Origin of the sequence: Clostridium malenominatum, assembly GCF_039521365.1 — a bacterium.
Lineage (GTDB): Bacteria > Bacillota > Clostridia > Clostridiales > Clostridiaceae > Clostridium_AW > Clostridium_AW malenominatum.
On sequence record NZ_BAAACF010000001.1, the window covers coordinates 467,632 to 493,299 of the forward strand.

A 25,668-nucleotide genomic window follows, 5' to 3' on the forward strand; every position below is an offset into this window, starting at 1 on the left:
TTCATAAGTTTAATAGGAGGTATATTTATGATAACAAATTTTGACATTTCAGAAAGCATGAAAATAAAACTAGACGATTATTTACCAGAGATGCCTAAATTCGAGAAAGGCATAAGAAGAGCACCTAATAGAGGTTTCCGTTTAACAAAATCACAAACAGAAGTAGCTTTAAAAAATGCATTAAGATATATCCCAGAAAAATATCATGAACAGTTAATTCCAGAATTCTTAGAAGAGTTAATGACAAAGGGAAGAATATATGGATATAGATTTAGACCACAAGAAAGAATATATGGTAAGCCTATCCATGAATATAAAGGAAAGTGCATGGAAGGAAAAGCATTCCAAGTAATGATGGATAATAACTTAGATTTTGATGTTGCGTTATATCCTTATGAATTAGTTACCTACGGTGAGACAGGAAGCGTATGTCAGAACTGGATGCAATATACTTTAATTAAAAAATACTTAGAAGAGCTAACTGAAGATCAAACTTTAGTTATTTCCTCAGGACATCCATTAGGTTTATTTAAATCAAGACCAAACTCACCCAGAGTTATTATAACAAATGCTTTAATGATAGGTATGTTTGACAACTTAAAGGATTGGGAAATTGCAGAGGAAATGGGAGTTGCAAACTATGGACAAATGACAGCAGGAGGATGGATGTATATAGGACCTCAGGGAATTGTTCATGGAACATATAATACAGTATTGAATGCAGGAAGAATGAAATTAGGAATACCAAATGATGGAGACTTAGCGGGAAGATTATTTGTAACTTCAGGTCTTGGAGGAATGAGTGGTGCTCAAGGTAAAGCTACAGAAATAGCAAATGGAGTAGCAATTGTTGCAGAAGTTGATAAGTCAAGAGTAGATACAAGACTTGAACAGGGATGGATTAAGAAATGGTCAGCTAACTTAGAAGAGGTAGTAAAAATGGCTAAGGAATCTCAAGAAAAAGGAGAGGCTATGTCCATTGCATACCATGGTAATATTGTGGATCTACTTGAATATATGTTAGAAAATAACGTTCACATAGATTTATTATCAGACCAAACTTCCTGTCATAATGTTTACGAAGGTGGATATTGCCCAGCGGGTATAAGTTTTGAAGAAAGAACTAGACTTCTTGCTGAAGATCCAGTAAAGTTTAGAGAATTAGTTGATGAAACTTTAAAAAGACATTTCAATGTAATAAAAGCTTTATCTGAAAAAGGAGTATATTTCTTTGACTATGGAAACTCCTTTATGAAAGCTATGTATGATGCAGGAGTTAAAGAAATTTCTAAAAATGGTATAGATGAAAAAGATGGATTTATATGGCCTTCCTATGTAGAAGATATCATGGGACCACAGCTATTTGACTATGGATATGGACCATTCAGATGGGTATGTTTAAGTGGAGATAATGAAGATTTAATAAAAACAGATAGAGCTGCTATGGAGTGTATAGATCCGAATAGAAGATATCAAGATAGAGATAACTACAACTGGATTAGAGATGCAGAAAAAAATAGAATGGTAGTTGGTACTCAAGCTAGAATTCTTTACCAAGATACTATGGGAAGAGTTAAGATAGCATTGAAGTTTAATGAAATGGTTAGACGTGGAGAAGTTGGTCCTATAATGCTTGGAAGAGACCACCACGACGTATCAGGAACGGATTCACCATTTAGAGAAACATCAAACATTAAAGATGGAAGTAATGTAATGGCTGATATGGCGGTACAGTGCTTTGCGGGAAATGCAGCAAGAGGAATGAGCTTAATCGCCCTTCATAATGGTGGTGGAGTTGGAATAGGAAAATCTATTAATGGTGGTTTTGGATTAATTCTTGATGGAAGTTATAAAGCTGATGAAATAATTAGATTATCTATGTCATGGGACGTTATGGGTGGAGTTGCTAGACGTTCTTGGGCTAGAAATGAAAACTCTATAGAAACAGTAATTGAGTACAATAAGATGAATGAAGGCAGTGACCATATTACAGTACCATATTTAGCAAATGAAGAAGACGTAGTAAGTGCTGTAAGTGAAGCTTTCAAAAAGTACGGATTTGAAAAATAATATTATGTTAAAGTAGGTGATTTCATTTGAAAACAAGAGGTAATATGATTATAAAAAATGCTTCTGAATTAGTGACTTGCAGTGGGAGTAAGGCTAAATTTGGTAAAGAAATGAGAGAGCTAGGCATTATAAAGGATGGAGCAGTAGTTGTAGAAGATGGAATAATCAAAGCAGTTGGAACTACGGAAGAAATTTTAAAAAAATACAAAGAAGATAATTATGAAGTAATAGATGCAAAAGGAAAAGCTGTATTACCTGGTTTTGTAGATTCTCACACTCACTTTGTATTTGGTGGTTATAGACAAGAAGAGTTTTCTTGGAGACTTAATGGAGAAAGCTACATGGAAATAATGAATAAAGGTGGGGGAATAGTAAATTCTGTTAGAGCTACAAGAGAAGCTTCTAAGGAAGAGTTGATTTCCTCAGCAGAAGATAGATTAAATTCCATGTTAAGCTTTGGAGTTACGACAGTAGAAGGAAAAAGTGGATATGGTTTAGATCTAGAAACTGAATTAAAACAGTTAGAGGTAATGCATTACTTACAAAAAACTCATGTTATGGATATTATCACAACCTTTATGGGAGCACATGCTACTCCTGGTGAGTATAAAGACAAAAAAGAAGAGTTTGTAAATGTTATTTGCGAAGAAATGCTACCAGAAGTAGCAAAAGGAAATTTAGCAGAGTTTTGCGACGTGTTTTGCGAAAAGGGAGTATTTTCGGTTGAAGAATCAAGAAGAATTCTTTTAAAAGCTAGAGAACTAGGCATGAAGCTAAAAATTCATGCCGACGAAATAGTTCAACTAGGAGGAGCGGAACTTGCTGCAGAACTAGGAACTATTTCAGCAGATCACTTGTTGCATGCTTCGGATAATGGCCTTAAGGAAATGGCGAATAAAGGTGTGGTGAGCACATTATTACCAACCACGGCCTTTTGTTTAAAGGAACCTTTTGCTAGAGCTAGATATATGATAGATAATGGTTCGGCAGTGGCTTTAGCTACAGACTTTAATCCAGGAAGCGGCTTTACGAACTCTATACCTTTAATGATAGCTTTAGCTACTATATATATGGGGATGAATGCTGAAGAAGCTGTTACTGCAATAACTATAAACGGTGCTGCAGCATTAGATAAAGCAGATAGTGTAGGAAGTATAGATGTGGGTAAAAAAGGAGATATTGTTATGTTAAAATATCCATCCTATAAATTTTTACCATACCACACTGGTGTAAATATAGTGGAAAAGGTTATTAAAAATGGCATATTAGTCCACCAAAATTGATATATAAAAATGAATCCACTTATTTTCTAAGAATAAGTGGATTTGTTTTTATCCTTGCTAATTTATATAAAATTAAAATATAATTAATACGAGGGGGAATGGATGATGAATAATACAACTAATGAGGGAATATTAAAAGCTTTTATTGATGTTAGTCCTTATTTATCTAGCTTATTAGAAGAGGAAGTTAGCTTCGCTCTTACTGACAAGGAAAAATTTATAGCCTTTACTCCTACTGAAAATATAAGACCGGATATCAAAATAGGAGATGTAATAAAACAAGGTAGTTCAACTTATGATGCTATTAGGACAAGAAGTATAATAACTAAAGTTATTGATGAAAGTGTGTTTGGGTTTAAGCTGAAATCTATAGCCATTCCAATTAAAAATAACAATGAAGAAGTTGTAGGGGTTGTTTCTATTGGAAAAAGTTTAAAGAAGCAAGAAACTATGTCTAACTTGTCAAAAAATTTATCTGACACATCCGGTCAAATTTCAGATGCAATTAATCACGTGTCAGAGGGCATCCAACATACGGTGGATTTAAATGAAACTGTTTTAAAAGAAGCTAACGAAGCTTTTGAAAAAACATTAAATAGTAATGATATAATAAATTTTATTAAAACTATAGAGAAACAAACCAATTTATTAGGAATAAATGCTTCAATAGAGGCAGCTAGAGCTGGAGAATTTGGAAGGAGTTTTTCTGTGGTAGCCTCTGAGATAAGAAAGTTATCTAATTTAAGTAGTGAATCTATTACTAAAATAAACGATATAATCCATTCTATACAATTGTCTGTAAAAAATATTTCAGATAGCATAAAAACCATGAATGAGACTTTTCATAGTCAGGCAGCATCAGTGCAAGAGATTGCTGCATCTATAGAGGAGTTGAACTCTAATGCTGAAATTTTAGAAGATATATCAGCTAATTACTAAAGAAAAATTGTAAGGAGAGTTAATATGAACTTAATATCTGTATTTGAAATTGTAGGAACAGTAGCTTTTGCAGTGTCAGGATGCATGGTAGGTATTAAAAAGGATATGGATTTGTTTGGTGCAATAGTACTGGCTGTTACTACAGCAGTAGGCGGAGGAGTATTTAGAGATATTTTAATAGGAATACATCCTCCAGCATTTTTTATGAATCCTTATTTTGCCACCATTAGCATAATAACTGCGGTAATTGTATTTGTATTTTATGATAAACTAAATAGATTAAATAACATTATACAGATATCTGATGCTATAGGATTGGGGGCTTTTGCTACTATAGGTTGTAGTGTAGCTATAAAAAATAACTTTACAAGCCCTTTTATCGTTGTATCCTTAGGATTATTTACTGGAGTAGGTGGAGGGATTTTGAGGGATGTTTTTGCTCAGGAAATTCCCTTTGTTTTCAAGAAAGAAATCTATGCCGTAGCTTGTATTATAGGAGGAGTATCCTTTGTAATATCTAGAAATTATCTAGGAAATGATGTTGCTTTATATACGGGTTGTTTTGTTACCTTTATAGTGAGAATGATAGCCATAAAACGTAATCTTCAGCTTCCGAAAGCTGGTAAAAGGTTGAAACAGGAAGGTTTAACAAAATAGTGTTTATATGCTATAATCATTCTGAAGTGAACAAATAAAAAATAAAGAGGGGATTAAAATGATTGTAATTCATGCTAAGTTGTTTGGTACTCCTGTTATTAAAATGAATGAGAAGGAAATAATTTTTCCGTACAATAAAGTGAAGGCTTTATTTTATTATTTGTTAGTAAATAAAAAAGCTAGTAGAGATGAATTAGCTGGTTTATTGTGGACTGATGAAGAAGAAAGTATAGCTAAGAAAAATTTAAGAAATGCAATTTATAAGATAAAGCAAACTTTTAATGAAGAAGTAATTATATCTCCTAAAAAATCTATGGTTATGGTAAATCCAAATATAGATATAAATATAGACATAGATGCGTTTTTAAATGATGAAGATGGGAACATGGAAGCATACAAAGGGGAGTTTTTACAAGGATTTTTTGTTAAAAATGCAGAAGAATTTGAAGACTGGATTATAAAGACTAGGGATAATCTAAGAGAAAAATATATATTTAAACTTTATGATAAGATATCAGAGGATACGAAAAAATCTATTGGTGACAATATAGAAAGATACTGTAAATTGCTAATTAATGTAGATGAATTTGACGAAAAATCTTATAGAATTTTAATGGAGCACTATAAAAATAATAGGAGTTATGGCAAGGTAATAGATACCTATAATAAATTATCTCAATTATTAGACAAGGAATTAGGTATAACTCCGGATGAAAATACTCGGGAAATATTTAATGAAGTATTGGATATTATGAATGAGGAAAAGCTTAGTAAGAATATTGACTCTAAAGAATTTTTTTATGGTAGAAATAACGAGCTTAGGCTACTAGAAAATAATTATAGAAATTTTACTGAATCTAGTAAGGGAAAATCTATCATTATAACTGGAGAAGCTGGTATTGGAAAAACCAGATTAAAAGATAAGGTTTTAGAGAATATAGATTCTGAAAAAATATATATATTTGAAACTAGTTGCTATGGAGTAGAAAAGGAATATTTCTTAAAACCTTGGAATGCTATTATTTCTAAAATATCAGATGCTATAGTTAATGATAAAATTGCTATTCCAGCTGTTTGGGAAAATATTATTTCTACTGTATTTCCAGAGTTTAATAAAAGGGGAGCAACTACAAATATAAAATTAATAGAAAATATAGATACTCTGAAATATGAAATGATAGGGGATATTATTGGAGATATTCTCAAAAAAATTACGGAAAAAAAGAAGGTTGTATTTGTATTTGAAGATATTCAGTGGATGGACAATATGAGTTTGTCTCTTTTAGGTAGCATTATGCTTCACCAAAATAGAAACAATATTATATTTATTGCTACTTGTAGAAATGAGTATGATGGTAATATGGATAAGTTTATAACTACAATGAATAGTTACAATAAAATATTAACCATAGATTTGGCTAGATTTAACGAGAAAGAGGTAGAAGGATTTATAGAAAAAGCCCTACCGGATTATGATATAACAAAAGAAACTTTAAAGAAAATATATAATGAAACCGAAGGAAATACTTTCTTTTTAAATGAATATTTAAATATAATAAAGTCTAATGGAGATACAAATATTATGTCTGTAAAAATGCAAGACATATTAAAAAGCAGATTCGTCTATGTATCTGAAGAGGGTAAAAAGATATTAAATATAGCTTCCCTTTTCTTTGATGAAGCACCATTAGAAATACTAGAAAGTTTAACGGGCAAAGATCAATTAGAAATACTTGATATAATAGAAAAGCTAGAAGAAAAATTTATTTTAAAAGAAATGAATAATAATGATAAGATTAGTTTTAAGTTTACTCACCAGAAGTTAAGAGAATTTGTATATATGAAGCAATCGGAAGCTAGAAAAAAAATTTTGCACAATAAGATAGGGGATTTATTAGAAAAAACCTTAAAAAATGACAAGACGGATATAAACACTTATCATAAATTAATATATCATTATTCTAATAGTGATAATGGAATAAAATCTTTAAATTATAAGATAAAAAGCTTAAATTACTATTTAAACTTTAGCCATGAACTTTTCCCTATCTTAAGTAATACAGACACGGAAGCTTATAAGTATGCTTATTTTACTAAGGGCCAAACCTTAAAGCATTTAAAGGATATTGAAAATCTGCTCAAGGAAGTTAAAAAGAAAGAGGGAAGCATTGAGGAAGTTATACATCTAGAAATCGCTTTTCTTCATATAAAAGGAAGACACTTAATAAGGGAAGGAGACTATGACCAGGGGACAGGATTTATAAAAGAAATGATTGAAAAATCCTTAGAGGTTAAAGATAGGGATTATGCCCTTGAGGGGTATAAACAAATGATTTATTTTTGCATACAAACTAACAATACTGATATGATGATAAAATATGTTAGTTTAGCATTAGATTTAGCTGTAGAGTGTAATTATCATAAGGAAATAGGAATACTTCTTAGATTAAAGGGTTTGTACAAGATAATGTGCGGGGAGTATGAAGAAGCAGAAAAGTTACTTAATGAATCTATAAATATATTTAATATAACGAAAGCGGTAGCAGATAAATATTCTTTGAACATTGCTGCAGCGTATAATTATATCGGAGAAATAAGAAGATTTAATATGAAGTTTTTAGAGGCTTTAAGCTACTACGATAAAGCTATAGCAATTTGTGAAAATAAGAATTCATTAACTAGTCTTGTAGTGTTTAATATAAATGCTGGTCAAGCAGCCTTTGATATGGGGGATTATTCTAAAGCGAAAGAGTATTTTAATAAATCCTATACTTTATATAAGCAGTTTGACTCTGCATGGAGACGCTCTATATTAGAAGCGTTTATGGCTCTTTTATATGTGAGAGAAGAAAATTATAACGATGGACTACAGTGTTTAAAAAGTGCTGATCTCTACTCTCAAAAGATTAAAAATCCTCATGAAATAGGAGTAGTGTATAGAATTAAAGCAGAGATAAGAGGGATTATGGAAGAAAGTGAAGGCTTAAATAAGGTATTTGGTAAGTATTTGGATAAAGATATAAAATATTATTGTGATGAAGCTATAAAGTTTTTGATGGAAGCTAGAGATAATTACGAAATAGAGGTTATAAATACAATTAAAAATTCATATAAAATATAAAAAAGTGGTTTATAAACCACTTTTTTATATATAATAATCACAATAGGGTGAAATCCACATCATTGTGATAAATTGATAACGGATTAAATAGATGGCTTAATACAATGATAATGAGTTAATGAATTAGTGTGATAATTCTGAATAGTGATAAAAATGAAAGATAAGCGTAAGCGCGTTAGAGGAATATTATATGGAAATATTTTCATATAATATAATTAGAATTTAAAATAGACGTTTTATTGACGATTTGATAAAAAAATGTTATTGTAAATAGAGGGTTTCAGATGGGGGATTGTCGAAAGTAGAATATTTTTGAATTATTTTATATTTTCAATAAAAAAATAATTTTGAAATTTAGTCATTATTAACATTCATAATAGACACATTTTTGACGAAAATGTGGTATAATTTAATCATTACAAATCATACTTTGAAAAGGAGGAGATTAATATTAAGCTTCGTTTTGTTAAAGTAAATCCTGTAGAAAATATGACTATATTTGTAGTTGATCCTATTGCTAAAAAAAATTATGAGAAAATTTCGAAAAAACTTATGGAATATGGAAATCTATATGGAGAGCAGGTTGGATTTATTACATCTTCTTCGAAAGATTCAGAAGTAGTTAGATTAGAGATGATGGGAGGAGAGTTTTGTGGCAATGCTACTAGATCTCTAGGTGCATTTTTAGTTTATAATGGACATCCATCGGTAAAGAAAAACGAGGATAAGTATATTGTAAATGTAGAATGCTCAGGGGCAGAGAAAACTTTAGAATGTGAAGTAATAAAAACTGAAAGTGAAAGCATATTTTATTCTAAGGTAGACATGCCAATACCCACAAAAATTCATCAAATTACAATAGAAAAAGGAGAAAAATATCAGCTTCAAGCAGTTCATTTTCATGGTATATTACACTTTGTAGTAGATAGTAAAAAAATTAAAGAGAAGGATGAATTTTTTAAGATTATTAAAGAAGAAGTAGATTTAAATTACAAAGAGTATGATGCTTTTGGAATTATGTTTTATAATGAGGAAGATAACTATTTAGAGCCTTTGGTATATGTAAAGAATATAGATAGTCTCTTTTGGGAGAGAAGCTGCGGTTCTGGTTCCTGTGCAGTGGCAGCGGTTTTAACGGATAAAGAGAAAAAAGATATAAATATAGATTTATCACAACCAGGAGGAAAAATTCATGTGTCCACTGAATATTTAAATGGTGTAATTAATAACATTACTATAAATGGCACAGTTGAAATCGTTGCCGAAGGTATAGTAAATGTTAATAATTTAATAAAATTATAATACAAAGGGGGAACTAAAATGTTATTATTTAATCCAGTAGTTATTTCTGTATTGATTATGGCAGCATTATGTCTACTAAAAGTTAATGTGCTCTTGGCTATATTATTATCAGCTTTAGTAGCAGGACTTACAGCGGGCATGCCAATGGGTGAAACCATGTCAGTGCTTATTAGCGGAATGGGTGGAAACTCAGAAACAGCACTAAGTTATATATTGCTAGGTGCATTAGCAGTTGCAATTAATAAAACAGGACTTGCAACAATACTTGCTAAAAAGATATCTAAATCTATCAAAGGAAAGGCTGTTGTACTTACATTAATAATTGCAGCTATAGGATGTTTTTCACAAAACTTAATACCAGTGCACATTGCATTTATTCCAATTTTAATACCACCACTACTTCCTTTAATGAATCAACTGAAGTTAGATAGAAGAGCTATGGCTTGTGCCTTAACTTTCTCTGTTAAAGCTCCTTACGTTACTTTATCCGTTGGATTTGGACTTATATTCCATAATATCATCAGAGACCAAATGATTCAAAATGGTGTTCCAATAACTACTCCAGAAATAACTGGTGTTATGTGGATTGCAGGTTTAAGCATGTTAATAGGATTACTATTAGCGGTGCTTGTAGTTTATAGAAAACCAAGAGAATATAGCGATAAATTAGTAGATCAATTTGAAAATAGCGAAGATTTAAAAATGGGAACTCAACAGTACATGGCTCTTGTAGCAGCAGCAATAGCATTTATAGTTCAAATTAAGTTTGGATCATTACCACTTGGTGCCCTAGCAGCTTTAGTTATCATGGTGGCTACTGGAGCAATAAAGTTCAAGGATATAGACGAAATGATGGATGGCGGAATGAAGTTAATGGGATTCATAGCCTTTGTAATGTTAGTAGCAGCTGGCTATGGAAAAGTATTAAGAGAAACTGGAGCTGTTGAAGCATTGGTAACTGTTACAGCTGGAATGGTAGGAGGAAAATTAGGAGGAGCTTTCTTAATGCTAGCAGTTGGACTATTAGTTACTATGGGTATAGGAACTTCCTTTGGAACAATTCCAATCCTGGCAGCTATATATTGTCCTCTAGCGGTAAAACTAGGTTTTAGTCCTGCGGCAATTGCTTTATTAATAGGTGTTGCAGGAGCTTTAGGAGATGCTGGTTCACCAGCTTCAGATAGTACACTAGGACCTACATCAGGTTTAAATGTAGACGGACAGCATGATCACATTTGGGATACTTGCGTTCCAACATTTACATTCTTCAATATACCATTATTTATTGCAGGAGTAGTTGGAGCTCTAATGTTAGGATAAAATTATTTAAATTACAAAAGATATTAATGTATCTAATAAAAATACTTTAGGGGGAATAGCGATGAAAGAAATAAGAGAAATAATAATTACAGGAAATGATTTAAGCTTAGAGGAGATAGTTGATGTAGCAAGAAAGGGTTGCAAAATCTCCTTAAGTGAAGATACTATAAAAAGTGTTCTTGAATCAAGAAAGATAATTGATGATATTGTAGAAAATGAAAAAGTTGTTTATGGTGTAACCACTGGCTTTGGTGAGTTCTGTAATGTAAGTATATCAAAGGAAGATTGTAATACATTACAGGAAAACCTTATAAGATCACATGCTTGTGGATACGGTCCAGCTTTTTCTGCAGATATTGTGAGAACAATAATGCTTACTAGAGCTAATGCATTAGCAAAAGGATATTCAGGAATAAAATTAGAAACCTTAAATACTTTAATAGAAATGTTAAATAAAGGGGTGCATCCAGTAATTCCTGAAAAAGGATCATTAGGAGCTTCAGGAGATTTAGCACCACTTGCACATATGGTATTGCCAATGCTAGGACTTGGTGAAGCAGAATACCAAGGAGAAGTAATGTCTGGTAAAGAAGCTATGGAAAAGGCAGGAATTCCTACAATTGTATTAGATGCTAAAGAAGGTTTAGCTCTAATAAATGGTACTCAAGTACTAACATCAACTGGAGCACTAGCAGTTTATGATGCTATAGAATTATTAAAAGTTAGTGATATAGCAGCTGCATTAACTATAGAGGCTTTAAGAGGAATAACAGACGCATTTGATGAAAGAATTCATGTAATAAGAGCTCATGCTGGACAGTTAGCTACAGCTAGAAATTTATTGAAATTAGTTGAAGGTAGTACTTATGTTACAAGACAAGGTGAATTAAGAGTGCAAGATGCTTATTCTTTAAGATGTGTGCCTCAGATTCATGGCGCTAGTAAGGATAGCATTAATTATGTAAAGTCAAAAGTGGAAATAGAAATTAATTCAGTTACAGATAATCCAATCATAACTAGAGAAGGAGATGTAATCTCCGGTGGTAACTTCCATGGAGAACCTATGGCACAGCCATTCGATTTCTTAGGAATTGGTGCTGCAGAAATTGCTAACGTGTCAGAAAGAAGACTTGAAAGATTAATAAATCCTCAATTAAATGATTTACCAGCCTTCCTTGCTAAGCATGGTGGATTAAATTCAGGATTTATGATTACTCAATATGCAGCAGCAGCTTTAGTATCCGAAAATAAGGTACTTGCTCATCCAGCATCTGTAGACTCTATACCATCTTCAGCTAACCAAGAAGACTTAGTAAGTATGGGAACTATAGCTGCAAGAAAAGCTAGAGATATAATCCAAAATGCTACAAGAGTAGTGGCTACAGAATTGATGGCAGCTTGCCAGGCTATAGATTTTAGAGCTGGCAAAGGCTTTAAGTTAGGAAAGGGAACAGCAGAAGCGTATAGAGTAGTAAGAGAAGCAATAAGCTTTATGGAATATGATACAGATATAGAAATGTATAAAGAATTAGATAAAGTTACAGAATTAATTACTAATGGAAGAATTTTAAAAGAAGTTGAAAAAGTAGTAGAATTAGAAAACTAATTTAATGTAAATAACCCTGCAGAAAATGCCTAGGTGGCAAAATCTGCAGGGTTATTTTTGTCTATCTAGTCAGAATAGATTGAAAGTTCAGCTTATGTGCTATTGGCATGAAAAATGCTATATATAATTTAAAATAAAAAATAAGGGGGACTTAATTATGACTATTGAAACAATTAAAGGTGTATTAACTCTAAAGGTTAACATGATTTCAACTCTTACTTTAGCACTATTATTATTATTCTTAGGTAGTTTTTTAAGAAAAAAAGTTGCTTTCTTCGAAAGATTTTGTATTCCTGCACCAGTAATTGGAGGGCTTTCATTTTCAATATTGGCATTAATACTAAAACAAAGCAATATTATAACAATAAGCATGGATACTACATTCCAATCACCTTTTATGATTGTTTTCTTTACAACTGTAGGACTAGGCGGAAGTTTTGCTCTTGTTAAAAAAGGTGGAAAGTTATTATTAATATATTGGGCTTTATGCAGCTTTTTAGCGGTAGCACAAAATGCTATTGGTGTTGCAGTAGCAAAAGTAGTAGGATTACATCCAATGCTAGGAGTAATGATGGGAGCAGTATCAATGGAAGGTGGGCATGGCGCAGCTGCAGCCTTTGGTCCAACAGCTGAAGCTCTAGGAGTTACAGGGGCTACTACAGTTGCGGTAGCAGCAGCAACCTTCGGCTTAATATCTGGAGGATTAATTGGAGGACCTATTGCTAAATATTTAATAGACAAAAATAATTTAAAACCAGCAGTAGAAGAGACTATGGAAGAAGAATCCTACAAGGAAGCAGCAGGAATTACAGATAGCAAAATTACTGCACAAGGGTTCTTAAAGCATTTGGCAATTATATTTGTTTGTATGACAGTGGGAAGTATAGCTTGTGATTTTATTGCAAAAACAGGAACGGTTTTACCAGGATATGTTGGAGCTATGTTTGCGGCAGTTATATTTAGAAATATAAATGATAAAACTAAGACTTTCAAATTAGATTTTAATACAATTGATTTAATGGGAGATGTTTCATTAGGTGCTTTCTTATCAATGGCTTTAATGACTTTAAAACTTTGGGAGCTTACTGCAGTTGCAGGTCCAATGCTAGTAGTTTTATTTGCTCAAGTAGCATTCATGCTAGTGTTTACAATATTTATAGTATTTAATACATTAGGAAAGAATTTTGATGCAGCAGTTATGGCTTCAGGTATGGCGGGTCACGGTTTAGGGGCTACTCCAAATGCTATAGCTAACATGGGGGCTGTTACAGAAAAATACGGTCCATCCACAAAGGCCTTCTTAATAGTACCTCTTGTTGGAGCCTTCTTAATAGACTTGGTAGGTATTCCTAATATAGTGTGGTTTATAAATTTCTTCAAATAAGTTTTAAAATTTAGAATTATTTATATATTAGACGTTTTATTGATGGAGAATATGTATAATAGTATTATAGAAACAAGGAAATAATAAACATAAGAATATATGTTTAATAGGAGGATGAATAATGGCGAAATTAGTTGAATGTGTTCCAAATTTTAGTGAAGGTAGAAATAAGGAAGTAATTGAAAAAATAGTTGATGAAGTTAGAAAAGTAAAAAATGTAAAGTTGCTAGACTATCTTCCAGATGAAGACCATAACAGAACAGTTGTAACTATGATAGGAAATCCTGACTCCGTAAAAGAAGCAGTAATAAACTTAACTAAGAAAGCTACAGAATTAATTGATATGACAACTCATCATGGAGGACATCCAAGAATGGGAGCTACAGACGTTATACCATTTACTCCTGTATCAGATGTAACAATGGAAGAATGCATACAATTAGCAAAGGAAGTTGGAGAGGTAGTTGGAAGCTTAGGTATACCTGTATATTTATATGAAGATGCAGCTTCAAAACCTGAAAGAAAAAATCTTGCTGATGTAAGAAAAGGACAATATGAGGGCTTCTTCGAAAAAATTAAAGGAGAAGAATGGGTTCCAGACTTTGGTCCACAAGAAATGAATGCAAAGAGTGGATGTACAGCAGTAGGAGCTAGAGTAGCACTTGTAGCTTTTAATGTTAATCTTGGAACAGATAGATTAGAAATAGCTGATGCCATAGCTAAAAAAATAAGATTCATTGGTGGAGGCTTAAGATTTGTTAAAGGAATTGGATTAAAGCTAGAAGAAAGAAACATAGTTCAAGTTTCTATGAATTTAGTTAACTATGAAAAAACTGCAGTATATAGAGCTTTTGAAATGGTAAAAATGGAAGCTCAAAGATATGGAGTTCCAGTACTCGGAAGTGAAGTTATTGGAACAGTTCCAATGAAAGCTTTATTAGATGCCGCTGAATATTATCTACAAATTGAAAATTTCGACATAAATCAAATATTAGAAAAAAGATTGTTAGAGTAGCAATTAATTAAAATTTATATGTAGAAAGAGGAGTGGAAAAAATGATTAATAAGGTACCTAGTGATATTGAAATAGCACAATGTGCTAAAATGAAGCCAATTACAGAAATAGCTGAGCAATGTGGGATATTAGATGATGAATTAGAGATGTATGGAAAGTACAAAGCTAAAGTTTCTCTAGATATATTTAAAAGATTAAAAGATAAAGAAGATGGTAAGTTAGTACTTGTAACAGCTATATCACCAACTCCAGCAGGAGAAGGAAAATCTACAACTACTATTGGATTAGGTCAGGCTTTAAACAAAATAGGAAAGAAAGCATTAATAGCTCTAAGAGAGCCATCTTTAGGACCAGTATTTGGAGTAAAGGGTGGAGCAGCTGGTGGTGGATATTCTCAAGTTGTTCCAATGGAAGATATAAATTTACATTTCACTGGTGATATGCATGCTATAACTGCTGCAAATAACTTATTATCAGCAGCTATTGACAATCATATTAATCATGGAAATACTTTAAGAATTGACTCAAGACAGATAATCTGGAAAAGAGTTCTAGATATGAATGATAGAGCTTTAAGAAGTGTAGTTGTTGGAATGGGTGGAAAGGCTAATGGATTCTTAAGAGAAGACGGCTTTACAATAACCGTTGCATCAGAAGTTATGGCAATATTATGTCTTTCAAACGATTTGATGGATTTAAAAGAAAGATTAGGAAAGATATTAATTGCTTATGATTTAGATGGTAATCCAATAACTGCAAAGGATTTAAAGGTTAATGGAGCTATGGCAATGCTTTTAAAAGAAGCTATCAAGCCAAACTTAGTTCAAACTCTTGAAAACACTCCTGCGCTTATTCATGGAGGACCTTTTGCAAACATAGCTCATGGATGTAACTCCATAATAGCTACTAAATTGGCTTTAAAATTAGGCGATATTTTAGTTACTGAAGCTGGCTTTGGTGCTGACCTAGGTGCCGAAAAGTTCTTAGATATAAAATGTAGATATGGTGGATTAAAACCATCTGCTGTAGTTATAGTTGCTACAATTAAAGCGTTAAAAATGCACGGTGGAGTTAAAAAGACTGAACTCGGAACAGAAAATTTAGAAGCATTAGACAAAGGTTTTGCAAATTTAAGAAAACAAGTTGAAAACATGAGAAAGTTTGGATTACCTGTTTTAGTTGCAATAAATAGATTTGTTAATGATACAGAGGCTGAAATAGAATTGCTAACAAACAAATGTAAAGAAGAAGGGGTAGAAGTATCCTTAAATGAATGTTGGGCAAAAGGTGGAGAAGGCGGAGAAGAAATGGCTAGAAAAGTTGTAGCTATTTTAGAAAAGGGCGAATCCAATTACAAGCCAATATATGAAATGGAAGATACTATACTAAATAAATTGAATACTATAGTTAAAGAAATCTATGGTGGAGATGGAGTAATAGTAGAAGACAACGCTATGAAACAAATAAAGAAACTAGAAGAATTAGGGTTAGATAAGCTTCCAATTTGTATGGCTAAGACTCAATTCTCCTTTACTGATGATGCTTCAAAAATGGGAGCACCAAAAGACTTTAAAATAACTATAAAAGATGTTAGAGTTTCAGCGGGAGCAGGATTTATAATTTGCCAAACAAGCAATATCATGATAATGCCAGGACTTCCAAAGGTTCCAGCAGCTGAAAAAATGGATGTTGATGAAAATGGAGTAATCACTGGATTATTCTAAAATACTACCTAGGAGGAGTTTTAAATGCTTAAAAACTTGACAGTTAAAGATTTTATATATGAAACAGCTTCTGATTCACCAGCACCAGGCGGTGGAAGTGTTGCAGCTTTAAGTGCAGCTTCAGCAGCAGCTCTTATTGAAATGGTAGCTAATTTAACACTTGGTAAAAAAGGCTACGAAGAAGTTCAAGAAGAAATGGAAGAAGTTAAAAAAGTTGCAGCTTCATATAAAGAAAAGTTTGTTAACTATATAGATGAAGATTCAGATTCATTTAATAAAATTATGGCAGCTTTTAAAATGCCAAAGGATACAGATGAAGAAAAAGCTGAGAGAAGTAAGGTTATTCAATTATCTTACAAAGGAGCTGCTAATGTTCCTTTAAATGTAGCAAAGGATGCTTTCGCTTTATTACCTTGGGCAGAAAAGGCAGTTCTAAAAGGAAACCAAAATGCTGTAACAGATGGTGCTGTAGCTGCTATGTCAGCAAGAACAGCTGTATTATCAGCCCTATATAATGTAAAAATTAATTTAGGATCTATAAAAGATATGGATTTTGTAAATGAGGTTAAAAAAGAAGTTGAAGAATTAGAATCTAAAGTTAACCTTATAGAAAAAGATATTTTATCAAAAGTTAATCTTTAATAATTCTATATAACTCTTATGCTATTGACAGTTCTTTAAATTAGGTTATAATAAAGATTATTATAATTAAATAAACAAAAGCATTGAAAAAGAAGAGTAGAGTCAATAGTTCTAAGAGAGGAAAGTCCGTTGGGTGTGAGACTTTCTGTATGATTTGCCTTGAAGGTAGCTTTTGAGCTTCTTTACTGAAATAGTAGTAGGTAAAGACGGTTGTAGTATCGTTAAATTTATTAAGAGCCTGTGATTGCAGGAAAAAAGGTGGTACCGCGCACTGTCGTCCTTTTATTAGGATTACAGTGCGCTTTTATTTTTTGAAAATATAGGAGGAGATAATACATGAATGAAAATTTAACCATTGCAAAAACTTATGACCCTAAAGAATTTGAAGATAGAATTTATAAAACTTGGGAAGAAGAAAAATATTTTACTCCAAAGGTAGATAAGAATAAAAAGCCTTATACAATAGTTATGCCACCACCAAATATAACAGGTCAATTGCACTTAGGTCACGCATTAGATAACAGTTTACAGGATTATTTGATAAGAGTTAAGAGAATGCAAGGATACAGTGCTCTATGGCTACCTGGAGAAGATCATGCAAGTATTGCTACGGAAGTAAAGGTTGAAAATGAACTTTTGAAACAAGGCTTAAAGAAAAAAGAAATGGGAAGAGAAGCTTTTATGGAAAAGCTTTGGGAATGGACTGATAAATACAGAGAAACTATAAGAACTCAATTAAAGAAGATGGGAGTTTCTTGTGACTTTACAAGAGAAGCCTTTACTATGGATGAAAATTTAAATAAGGCGGTTAGAGCCGTATTTGTAAAGCTATATAATGAAGGGTTAATTTATAGAGGAAATAGAATTGTTAACTGGTGTCCAAAATGTATGACGGCAATTTCTGATGCTGAAATTGAATACGAAGAAAGAGAAGGACATTTTTGGCATATAAAGTACCCAGTTATAGGTAGCGATGAATTTCTAGAAATAGCTACTACAAGACCAGAAACAATGCTAGGAGATACTGCAGTAGCTGTTAACCCTAAGGATGAAAGATATGCTCATTTAGTTGGGAAAAAGCTATTATTACCACTAGTAAATAGAGAAATCCCAATAGTAGCAGATGATTATGTAGATATGGAATTTGGAACAGGAGCAGTAAAAATAACTCCAGCTCATGACCCTAACGACTATCAAGTAGGGAAAAGACATAACCTTCCTGAACTTATTGTTATGAATGAAAATGGAACAATAAATGAGCAGGGCGGAAAATATGCTGGTATGGATAGATATGAAGCGAGAAAAGCCATTGTAAAGGATTTAAAAGAAGAGGGTTTTTTAGCAAATATTAAAGATCACAGCCACAATGTAGGATGCCATGATAGATGTGAAACCATTATTGAGCCTATGATATCAAAACAATGGTATGTAAAGATGGAAGAACTTGCAAAGCCAGCCATTGAAGTTGTAAGGAGTAAAGAAGTTAAGTTTGTACCGGAAAGATTTGATAAAACCTATTTCAACTGGATGGAAAATATTCAGGATTGGTGTATTTCAAGGCAGTTATGGTGGGGACATAGAATACCTGTATGGTATTGTAAAGACTGTGGAGAAATGATGGCTTCTATGGAGGAAGTAACTACATGTACAAAATGCGGTAGCCATAAATTAGAGCAGGATAATGACGTATTAGATACATGGTTTAGTTCAGCTCTATGGCCATTTTCAACCTTGGGTTGGCCGGATAAAACTGAGGATTTAGAATACTTCTATCCAACAGATGTTTTAGTTACAGGGTACGATATAATATTCTTCTGGGTAGCTAGAATGATATTCTCAGGACTTCATAGCATGAAGGATATTCCATTTAAAACTGTGTTAATTCACGGTATAGTAAGGGATAGCAATGGTAAGAAAATGTCTAAATCTCTTGGAAATGGAGTTGACCCATTAGATATTATAGACAAATATGGGGCAGATGCTTTAAGATTTATGCTAATCACTGGAAATGCTCCAGGAAATGATATAAGATTCTATGAAGAAAAAGTTGAAGCTGCAAGAAACTTTGCCAATAAGATTTGGAATGCATCAAGATTTGTAATGATGTATTTAGACAAAGATTTAATGGAAAAGTATAAGGATTCAACAGATTATTCAATAGCGGATAAATGGATCTTGTCAAGGGCTAATACTTTAGTTAAGGAAGTTACAGATAACATCGAAAAATATGAAATAGGATTAGCTTCCCAAAAGGTTTATGATTTTATGTGGAATGAATTCTGTGACTGGTATATAGAATTGGTTAAACCTGCTTTATATGGAGAAGATGAAAAGGCTAAGGGAATAGTTTTAAATGTATTATCAAAGGTTTTAATTACCGGATTGAAGCTATTGCACCCAGTAATGCCTTATATAACTGAAGAAATATTTACTCATCTTCAAGAAGAAGAAAAGACCATTACTATATCCAAATGGCCAGAATATAGCGAAGACCAAAAGGATGAAGCAGTGGAAAAAGATATGAACCTAATAATAGAAGCTATAAAAGCTCTTAGAAATGTTAGGGTAGAAATGAATGTTCCACCTTCAAGAAAAGCTAAGGTTATGATTTATGCTGTAGAAGGAAAAGAAGCTTTTGAAAGCGGAAAAGTTTATTTTGAAAAGTTGGCTTCAGCTAGCGAAGTAACTTTCTTAAATTCAAAAACAGAAGCTCCTGAAAATGCTGTAACTGCAGTTACCAAGGGTGCTGAAATGTATATGCCACTTTTAGATTTAATCGATTTAGAAAAGGAATTAGAAAGATTAAACAAGGAAAAAGAAAAGCTAGAAAAAGAAATAGAAAGAGTAGAAAATAAGCTTTCCAATGAAGGTTTTGTAAAGAAGGCTCCAGAGTCTGTTATTGAAGAAGAAAAGGCTAAAGGCGAAAAATATAAAGAAATGCTAAGTTCGGTTTTGGAAAGAATAAATAGTTTGAAATAAATTAAGGATAAGGGGCAGCAAGCATAAGAGTGTTAACTGCCCCTTATTGGTTTAGAAGGGAGATATATTATGAATTACGAACAGGCTATAGAATATATTGAAAATACCTCTAAGTATGGTAATAATGCAGGTACTAAAAGAGTAGAAACAATTCTAGAGCTATTAGGGAATCCTCATAAGGAATTAAAATGTATACATGTTGCAGGTACCAACGGAAAAGGTTCTACTACGGCTATGATTTCTCAAATACTAATAGAAAGTGGATATAAAGTAGGTATGTATACTTCTCCATATTTAGAAGAATTTGAAGAAAGAATACAAATAAATGGAGAGAATATTCCTAAAGATAGATTATCTTCTGTTATAACTAAAGTTTTTGTAGCGGTAGAAAAAATCATTGAGGAATGGGGGAGTCCAACAGAATTTGAAATTATAACCTGTGCTATGTTTTTATATTACTATGAAGAAAAAATTGATTACGCAGTGATAGAAGTGGGTCTTGGTGGAAGAATGGATTCCACTAATGTAATCACTCCCTTAGTTTCAGTGATCACTTCTATAAGCTTTGACCATATGGGCATATTAGGAGACACTTTGGAGAAAATCGCCTATGAAAAAGGTGGAATTATTAAAGAAGGTGTACCTGTGGTTCTGTATCCTCAAGAAGAGGAAGCAGAAAATGTAATACGAGATATATGCAGTGGAAAAGACAGTTTTTTAATAAAGGTTGATAAATATTGCGTAAAAGAGGTTGAAAACCTATATAATGTAAAATATCAAAAATTTATAATAACTACAGAAGAGAAAGAGTATAATGTTCAACTATCCTTATTAGGAGTACACCAAATATTAAATTCCGCTGTGGTTTTAAACACTATTGAACAATTACAACATCAAGGAGTACAAATAAAAGAAGAACACATTAAAGAAGGATTAAAAAAAGTAAAGTGGGCAGGAAGAATGGAAATAATACAAAATAATCCTATGGTACTTCTAGATGGTGCCCATAATATAGATGGAATTAATAAATTAAGTGAAAATGTAAAGAAGTATTTTAAATACAATAATCTTATATTAATAATAGGTATACTTGCAGATAAGCAAGTAGAAGAAATGATAAAAACTATCACTCCTTTAGCGCATAAGGTAATAGCAATAACCCCTCATAGCTATAGAGCGGAAAATGCAGAAAAATTAGGAGAAATAATTAAAAAATACAATAATAGTTACGAAAAAATAGAAGATTATAAAGAAGCTTATGTTAAAGCTTTATCTTATTGTGGCAAAGACGATATGGTATTGGTATGTGGTTCTTTGTATATGATTGGTGATATGAGGAAAATTGTTAGACAATTTTCTTAGTTGAATAGTTTAGTAGTGTCCTAGATTTTTAGTTAATGAGGAAATTCCTTTAGTGAATTTCAATAGCAAAAGCCCCATGCTGCAGTGCATAGGGGCTTTTTATTATCTAGAAAACTTCTACAAAGAAATTTCTTCATAAACTATTCAACTAAGAATCTAAAATACTCTCTAAAGCTTGTCTTCTAATTTCTCCAATATTGCTTTAACTAATTGATCTGGACAAGAAGTGCTTCTTCCTCCGCAGGTAAGTCCTTTTAAACGGCTTATAACCTCTTGGACATTCATTCCTTCTATTAAGCTTGATATACCCTTAAGATTGCCATTACAGCCCCCTACAAATTCAACATTTATTATTTTATCATCCTTAATATCAAAATTTATTTTTCTAGCACACACTCCAGATGTTTGGTAAGTATACATTACAACGCCTCCTTATAAACCTATATCTTATAAATTATATAATAAATTTTCGTTATTATACAATAGTTAAAAGATATTTATCTCAAATATTGCTATAGCTACATATTATATCTGTGAGGAGGGGAATACAATGAATAGTTTATATATCTGTAATACGTCATCGGACTGTATTTCTAAGGTTAATTTACAAAATTTTAGAGAAGAAAGTAAGATAACCCTTGCACCAATAAATTTTGGGAAAATAGGCCCTCATGGAATATGTAGATACAATGAAAGGTTGCTAGTTGCTAATAGTTATGGTAATAGCCTTTCAATAATAGATATAAAAGAAAATAGGGAAATAGAAAGCTTTTTTATTGGAGCTCATTGTAATGATGCAGTAGTTTATAATGATTACGCTTTTATAATATGTGGTGAATTAAATAGTGTTATTGTCTTTGATCTAAAGAAAAATAAGCTAGTAGAAGAAATACCTTGTGGCAATCTACCTCATAGCATAGCGCTAAATAAAGAAAAAAAATTATTAATAATAAGCAATATGGAAAATGATACTGTAACTTTAATAGATTGTGAAAACAGAGAGAACTTTAAAAATATTAAAGTTGGATCTTATCCAACTAAAGCAATTTTTAGTAATGATGGTCAACACATTATCGTATGTGAAAGTAATTTAGGTTCTGATTTTAAGGGTGGTATATCTATATTATCAGCTAAAACTTATAAACTGTTATATAGGATTGCTGCTGGTAATTCTCCAGTGGACATGTTTTTAGAAGGAGAATATTGCTATGTATCAAATTTTGGAGATGGAACCATTAGTATAATTGACATTTGCTATTATGAAGAAACTAAGAAAATTAATTTAGGTGGAATGCCAAGAGGAATAATTAAAATTGGAGATTATATATACGTAGGAGATAATTATAATAATTTATTGATTAAAACTCATATAGAGAGTGAAAGCAAAAAAAGCATACCGATAGGTGGTGAACCTACAGGTATGATATTAGTTTAAGCTTTCTTTAATAAATTAAAAATCTCTTTATAAAGCTCAGAGGAATGATTTTTCCATTTGTTGCAGATATCCCTAGCCTCGGTGTTAGAAGAAAGGGTAAGTTTAATATCTATTAAAAGCTCATCATTTTCTAAAGCCTTTAAATTAACAATATATTTGTTATTGTCTTCTATTGTATAATCTGACAGTATTGTAACTTCTTTTTTGATGTTATTAATTTCTTTTTCTAAATAATCGTTAATTATATCTAGCTTGTTTTGAGAAAGTCTATTACTAAAAAGAGTAAGTACCTTTGAGCCTCTTTCTGTAATTTCTAATCTTTGTTTATGTTCGACCTTGTTATATTTTAGAAAATTGGAAGAAACTAGTTCTGATAAATACTGCTGCAATGTAAAATAATTTATAAAATTATTTTCTAAAATAATTTGAGTTACTTGGTTATTTGTTATGGGAAGTTTTATTTTATCAAATATATACAATAGAAGAAGTTTATTTTCTGCTAAATCTAAAGTATCGTTAAACATCGTTATTCCTCCATAATAAATTCATCCTTTTAATTATAACATAAATTTATTAAAAAAAATAAAATAGTAATATTTTATAAAGGATGAAGCATATAAAACCTTAGGTAATATAATATGGAGGTATTGGAATTGAATAGTAAAGTAATTAAAAAAGTTGTTATTGCTATTTGTTTATTAGTAATTAGCATGATAGCATCCTTATTTCTAGATAATAAAGGCGTGTTTTTAAACAAAAATAAAAAGCTACCAATCTATTCAGTAGGAATAGAGGAAAAAAAAGTATCAATAACTTTTGATGTAAATTGGGGAGATAACAATACTATTAAAATTTTAGATATATTAGATAAGTATAACGTTAAGGCCACCTTCTTTTTAATAGGAAATTGGATTGAAGATTTTCCGAAAGAGGTGGAGGAAATAGCGAAGAGAGGTCATGAAATTGGAAATCATTCTAATACTCATCCTGATATGACCAAAATTACTAAAGAAAAAATAATTCATGAGCTTAGTATAACTGATGGCAAGATTCTTAAGGTCACAGGAAAAAGTACAAAACTCTTTAGATTTCCTAGTGGATCATATAATGATTTTTCAGTAGAGGCAGTTAACTCGCTAGGATATTATTGTATACAGTGGGATGTAGATAGTATAGATTGGAAAGCTGAAGGGGAAGAAAAAGAATATGATAGAGTTATGAAAAATACAAAACCAGGCTCCATATTGTTATTTCATAATGATGGAAAATATACGCCTAAAACTTTGCCTAGAATAATTGAAGATTTAAAGTCCAAAGGGTATGAGTTTGAAACTGTTGGAAATTTGATTTACAAAGAAAATTTCCATATTAATCATGAAGGAAGACAGGTAAAACAATAGTTGAAGCTATTCTATATGTATACTATAATGGAAATATAAGTAAGGCAGTTCTATTTACAAAAGATAAAGGACGGTGATGATATGCATAAAAGTATAATTAAGTATAAAAATTTAACTCCTGTTTAAAATACTTATTAAGAATAAAACGGGAGTGATGGATATTATGAAAAAAGCTTTTGTAATCCATAATAACGAAGAGTTTATAGGTTTTCTTAATAAAAATTTTAATCTGTTAGATATTAATTTATCCATTGAATACAAAGAAATGTCTCAGAACTTTACTTATGATTATATAATAGTAAACAATATGAGTGAAATAGCTGAAGAACTAAAGGGAAATTATATTTTAGTCAACATGGATATGGAGATTGATAATATTTTATTTAGAGGAAATTTAATAACCTATGGGTTAGGGAATAAAAATACTGTAACTTTATCTAGTATGGCTGAAGATAAGGGCAGTTTTGTTTATTGTGTTCAAAGATATATTACAGAGGATGTTGTTCCTGGGGAAATACCAATAACTAAAAGCTTTAAAGACAACTATGAACTATATGCTTTTATGGTTTCTATTACGGTAGGGTTAATAGAAGGGGTTAATATTGAGAAAATTTACAAAAAATAAGTATATTTTAGATTTTCCGTGAATAATAATATGTTGTAAAAGTATTTAAGACACTAAGGGAAAGAGGGGTTAAAATGGACAATTTATTGCAAAATAATAAAATTTACTTGGAAGGAGTAGTAAGTTCTGAACTAGAATTTAGCCACGAAATGTATGGAGAGGGCTTCTATACATTTTATGTTGAGGTTCAAAGATTAAGCGAAGCTAAAGATAGTTTATTTGTAACCATATCTGAAAGGTTAATTGGAAGTATGGAACTAAAAGTTGGAACGGAGGTTGTAATTGAGGGACAACTTAGATCCTATAATAAATTTGTAGAAGGTTCCAATAGGCTAATACTGACGGTATTTGCTAGAACTATCGATTATTGTATTGAAAGAAGTAAGAATCCAAATCAGATATTACTTAATGGATTTATATGTAAGTCACCCGTTTATAGGACAACTCCCTTTGGAAGAGAGATCGCAGACATACTACTTGCAGTAAACAGAGCTTATAATAAATCTGACTACATTCCAACCATAGCATGGGGAAGAAATGCAAGATTTTGTGAAGAATTGACAGTAGGAGATAATATTAGAATCTGGGGAAGATTACAGAGTAGAGAATATCAAAAGAAGGTTTCAGAGGATGAAGTGATAAAGAAAATTGCTTATGAAGTGTCCATATCAAAAATGGAGAGAATATCTGACGATAAAAACAGCTTGGCAAAAGAAATAGAATATATGGAAGACTTTGAAGGAACGGAAGATATGGAAGAAAGTATGGAACTTGCAGAAAATTTTTAAAGAAATCATAAATTAA

General features: G+C 31.6%; 20 protein-coding genes and 1 other annotated feature. Of the genes, 18 read left to right on the forward strand and 2 right to left on the reverse strand.

Going from position 1 to position 25,668, the window contains the following annotated elements:
* The first annotated feature begins 27 nt into the window (after positions 1–27).
* The 14 genes from ABDZ69_RS02400 to ABDZ69_RS02465 all read left to right on the forward strand — a co-directional run bounded on the left by ABDZ69_RS02400 (position 28) and on the right by ABDZ69_RS02465 (position 21,404).
* Entirely contained in the window at positions 28–2,070 is a 2,043-nt protein-coding gene (locus ABDZ69_RS02400) for a urocanate hydratase (protein ID WP_343766100.1), read from the forward strand.
* Positions 2,071–2,114: 44 nt separating this feature from the next.
* The gene (gene hutI / locus ABDZ69_RS02405; protein WP_343766102.1) at positions 2,115–3,353 is read left to right on the forward strand and encodes an imidazolonepropionase; all 1,239 of its coding nucleotides are present in this window, start codon (positions 2,115–2,117) and stop codon (positions 3,351–3,353) included.
* Between the two features lie 105 nt (positions 3,354–3,458).
* Positions 3,459–4,292, forward strand: coding sequence for a methyl-accepting chemotaxis protein (locus ABDZ69_RS02410; protein ID WP_343766105.1), 834 nt, complete (start codon positions 3,459–3,461; stop codon positions 4,290–4,292).
* 24 nt (positions 4,293–4,316) lie between these two features.
* The gene (locus ABDZ69_RS02415; protein WP_343766107.1) at positions 4,317–4,949 is read left to right on the forward strand and encodes a trimeric intracellular cation channel family protein; all 633 of its coding nucleotides are present in this window, start codon (positions 4,317–4,319) and stop codon (positions 4,947–4,949) included.
* Positions 4,950–5,007: 58 nt separating this feature from the next.
* A complete protein-coding gene (locus ABDZ69_RS02420; RefSeq protein WP_343766109.1) occupies positions 5,008–8,070 on the forward strand; it encodes an ATP-binding protein in 3,063 nt (1,020 codons plus the stop codon).
* A 450-nt stretch (positions 8,071–8,520) separates the two neighbouring features.
* Positions 8,521–9,372 carry a histidine racemase CntK family protein gene (locus tag ABDZ69_RS02425; RefSeq protein WP_486187723.1) on the forward strand — a complete coding sequence of 284 codons (852 nt, stop codon included), beginning with the start codon at positions 8,521–8,523 and terminating at the stop codon, positions 9,370–9,372.
* Between the two features lie 18 nt (positions 9,373–9,390).
* Complete coding sequence (locus ABDZ69_RS02430) at positions 9,391–10,692, forward strand: Na+/H+ antiporter family protein (RefSeq protein WP_343766113.1); 1,302 nt, start codon at positions 9,391–9,393, stop codon at positions 10,690–10,692.
* Between the two features lie 61 nt (positions 10,693–10,753).
* A complete protein-coding gene (hutH, locus tag ABDZ69_RS02435) occupies positions 10,754–12,298 on the forward strand; it encodes a histidine ammonia-lyase (protein ID WP_343766116.1) in 1,545 nt (514 codons plus the stop codon).
* A gap of 157 nt (positions 12,299–12,455) precedes the next feature.
* Positions 12,456–13,682 (forward strand): sodium/glutamate symporter, encoded by a 1,227-nt coding sequence (gene gltS, locus ABDZ69_RS02440; RefSeq protein WP_343766118.1) that lies wholly within the window; start codon positions 12,456–12,458, stop codon positions 13,680–13,682.
* A 121-nt stretch (positions 13,683–13,803) separates the two neighbouring features.
* On the forward strand, positions 13,804–14,697 hold the full coding sequence (gene ftcD / locus ABDZ69_RS02445; RefSeq protein WP_343766120.1) for a glutamate formimidoyltransferase: 894 nt from the start codon (positions 13,804–13,806) through the stop codon (positions 14,695–14,697).
* A 41-nt stretch (positions 14,698–14,738) separates the two neighbouring features.
* The gene (locus tag ABDZ69_RS02450; RefSeq protein WP_343766122.1) at positions 14,739–16,421 is read left to right on the forward strand and encodes a formate--tetrahydrofolate ligase; all 1,683 of its coding nucleotides are present in this window, start codon (positions 14,739–14,741) and stop codon (positions 16,419–16,421) included.
* A gap of 24 nt (positions 16,422–16,445) precedes the next feature.
* A complete protein-coding gene (locus tag ABDZ69_RS02455; RefSeq protein ID WP_343766124.1) occupies positions 16,446–17,063 on the forward strand; it encodes a cyclodeaminase/cyclohydrolase family protein in 618 nt (205 codons plus the stop codon).
* A gap of 74 nt (positions 17,064–17,137) precedes the next feature.
* Positions 17,138–17,348: a binding site (T-box leader), on the forward strand.
* Between the two features lie 51 nt (positions 17,349–17,399).
* A complete protein-coding gene (locus tag ABDZ69_RS02460; RefSeq protein ID WP_343766126.1) occupies positions 17,400–20,042 on the forward strand; it encodes a valine--tRNA ligase in 2,643 nt (880 codons plus the stop codon).
* A gap of 69 nt (positions 20,043–20,111) precedes the next feature.
* A complete protein-coding gene (locus tag ABDZ69_RS02465; RefSeq protein WP_343766128.1) occupies positions 20,112–21,404 on the forward strand; it encodes a bifunctional folylpolyglutamate synthase/dihydrofolate synthase in 1,293 nt (430 codons plus the stop codon).
* 168 nt (positions 21,405–21,572) lie between these two features.
* Here the strand turns inward: ABDZ69_RS02465 and ABDZ69_RS02470 are convergent, their stop codons facing one another.
* The gene (locus tag ABDZ69_RS02470) at positions 21,573–21,824 is read right to left on the reverse strand and encodes a TIGR03905 family TSCPD domain-containing protein (protein WP_343766130.1); all 252 of its coding nucleotides are present in this window, start codon (positions 21,822–21,824) and stop codon (positions 21,573–21,575) included.
* 130 nt (positions 21,825–21,954) lie between these two features.
* Here ABDZ69_RS02470 and ABDZ69_RS02475 point away from each other — a divergent pair, with 130 nt between their 5' ends.
* Entirely contained in the window at positions 21,955–22,839 is an 885-nt protein-coding gene (locus tag ABDZ69_RS02475; protein WP_343766132.1) for a YncE family protein, read from the forward strand.
* On the opposite strand, the gene ABDZ69_RS02480 is transcribed toward ABDZ69_RS02475, so the two are convergent.
* Entirely contained in the window at positions 22,836–23,363 is a 528-nt protein-coding gene (locus ABDZ69_RS02480) for a DUF4364 family protein (protein WP_343766135.1), read from the reverse strand. The genes ABDZ69_RS02475 and ABDZ69_RS02480 overlap by 4 nt on opposite strands.
* 129 nt (positions 23,364–23,492) lie before the next feature.
* Here ABDZ69_RS02480 and pdaB point away from each other — a divergent pair, with 129 nt between their 5' ends.
* The 3 genes from pdaB (at position 23,493) to ABDZ69_RS02495 (ending at position 25,652) form a co-directional block, all read left to right on the forward strand.
* The gene (gene pdaB / locus ABDZ69_RS02485) at positions 23,493–24,239 is read left to right on the forward strand and encodes a polysaccharide deacetylase family sporulation protein PdaB (RefSeq protein WP_425544621.1); all 747 of its coding nucleotides are present in this window, start codon (positions 23,493–23,495) and stop codon (positions 24,237–24,239) included.
* A 163-nt stretch (positions 24,240–24,402) separates the two neighbouring features.
* Positions 24,403–24,864 carry a hypothetical protein gene (locus tag ABDZ69_RS02490; protein WP_343766140.1) on the forward strand — a complete coding sequence of 154 codons (462 nt, stop codon included), beginning with the start codon at positions 24,403–24,405 and terminating at the stop codon, positions 24,862–24,864.
* Between the two features lie 74 nt (positions 24,865–24,938).
* Positions 24,939–25,652 (forward strand): single-stranded DNA-binding protein, encoded by a 714-nt coding sequence (locus ABDZ69_RS02495; RefSeq protein ID WP_343766142.1) that lies wholly within the window; start codon positions 24,939–24,941, stop codon positions 25,650–25,652.
* The last annotated feature ends 16 nt before the right edge of the window (positions 25,653–25,668 follow it).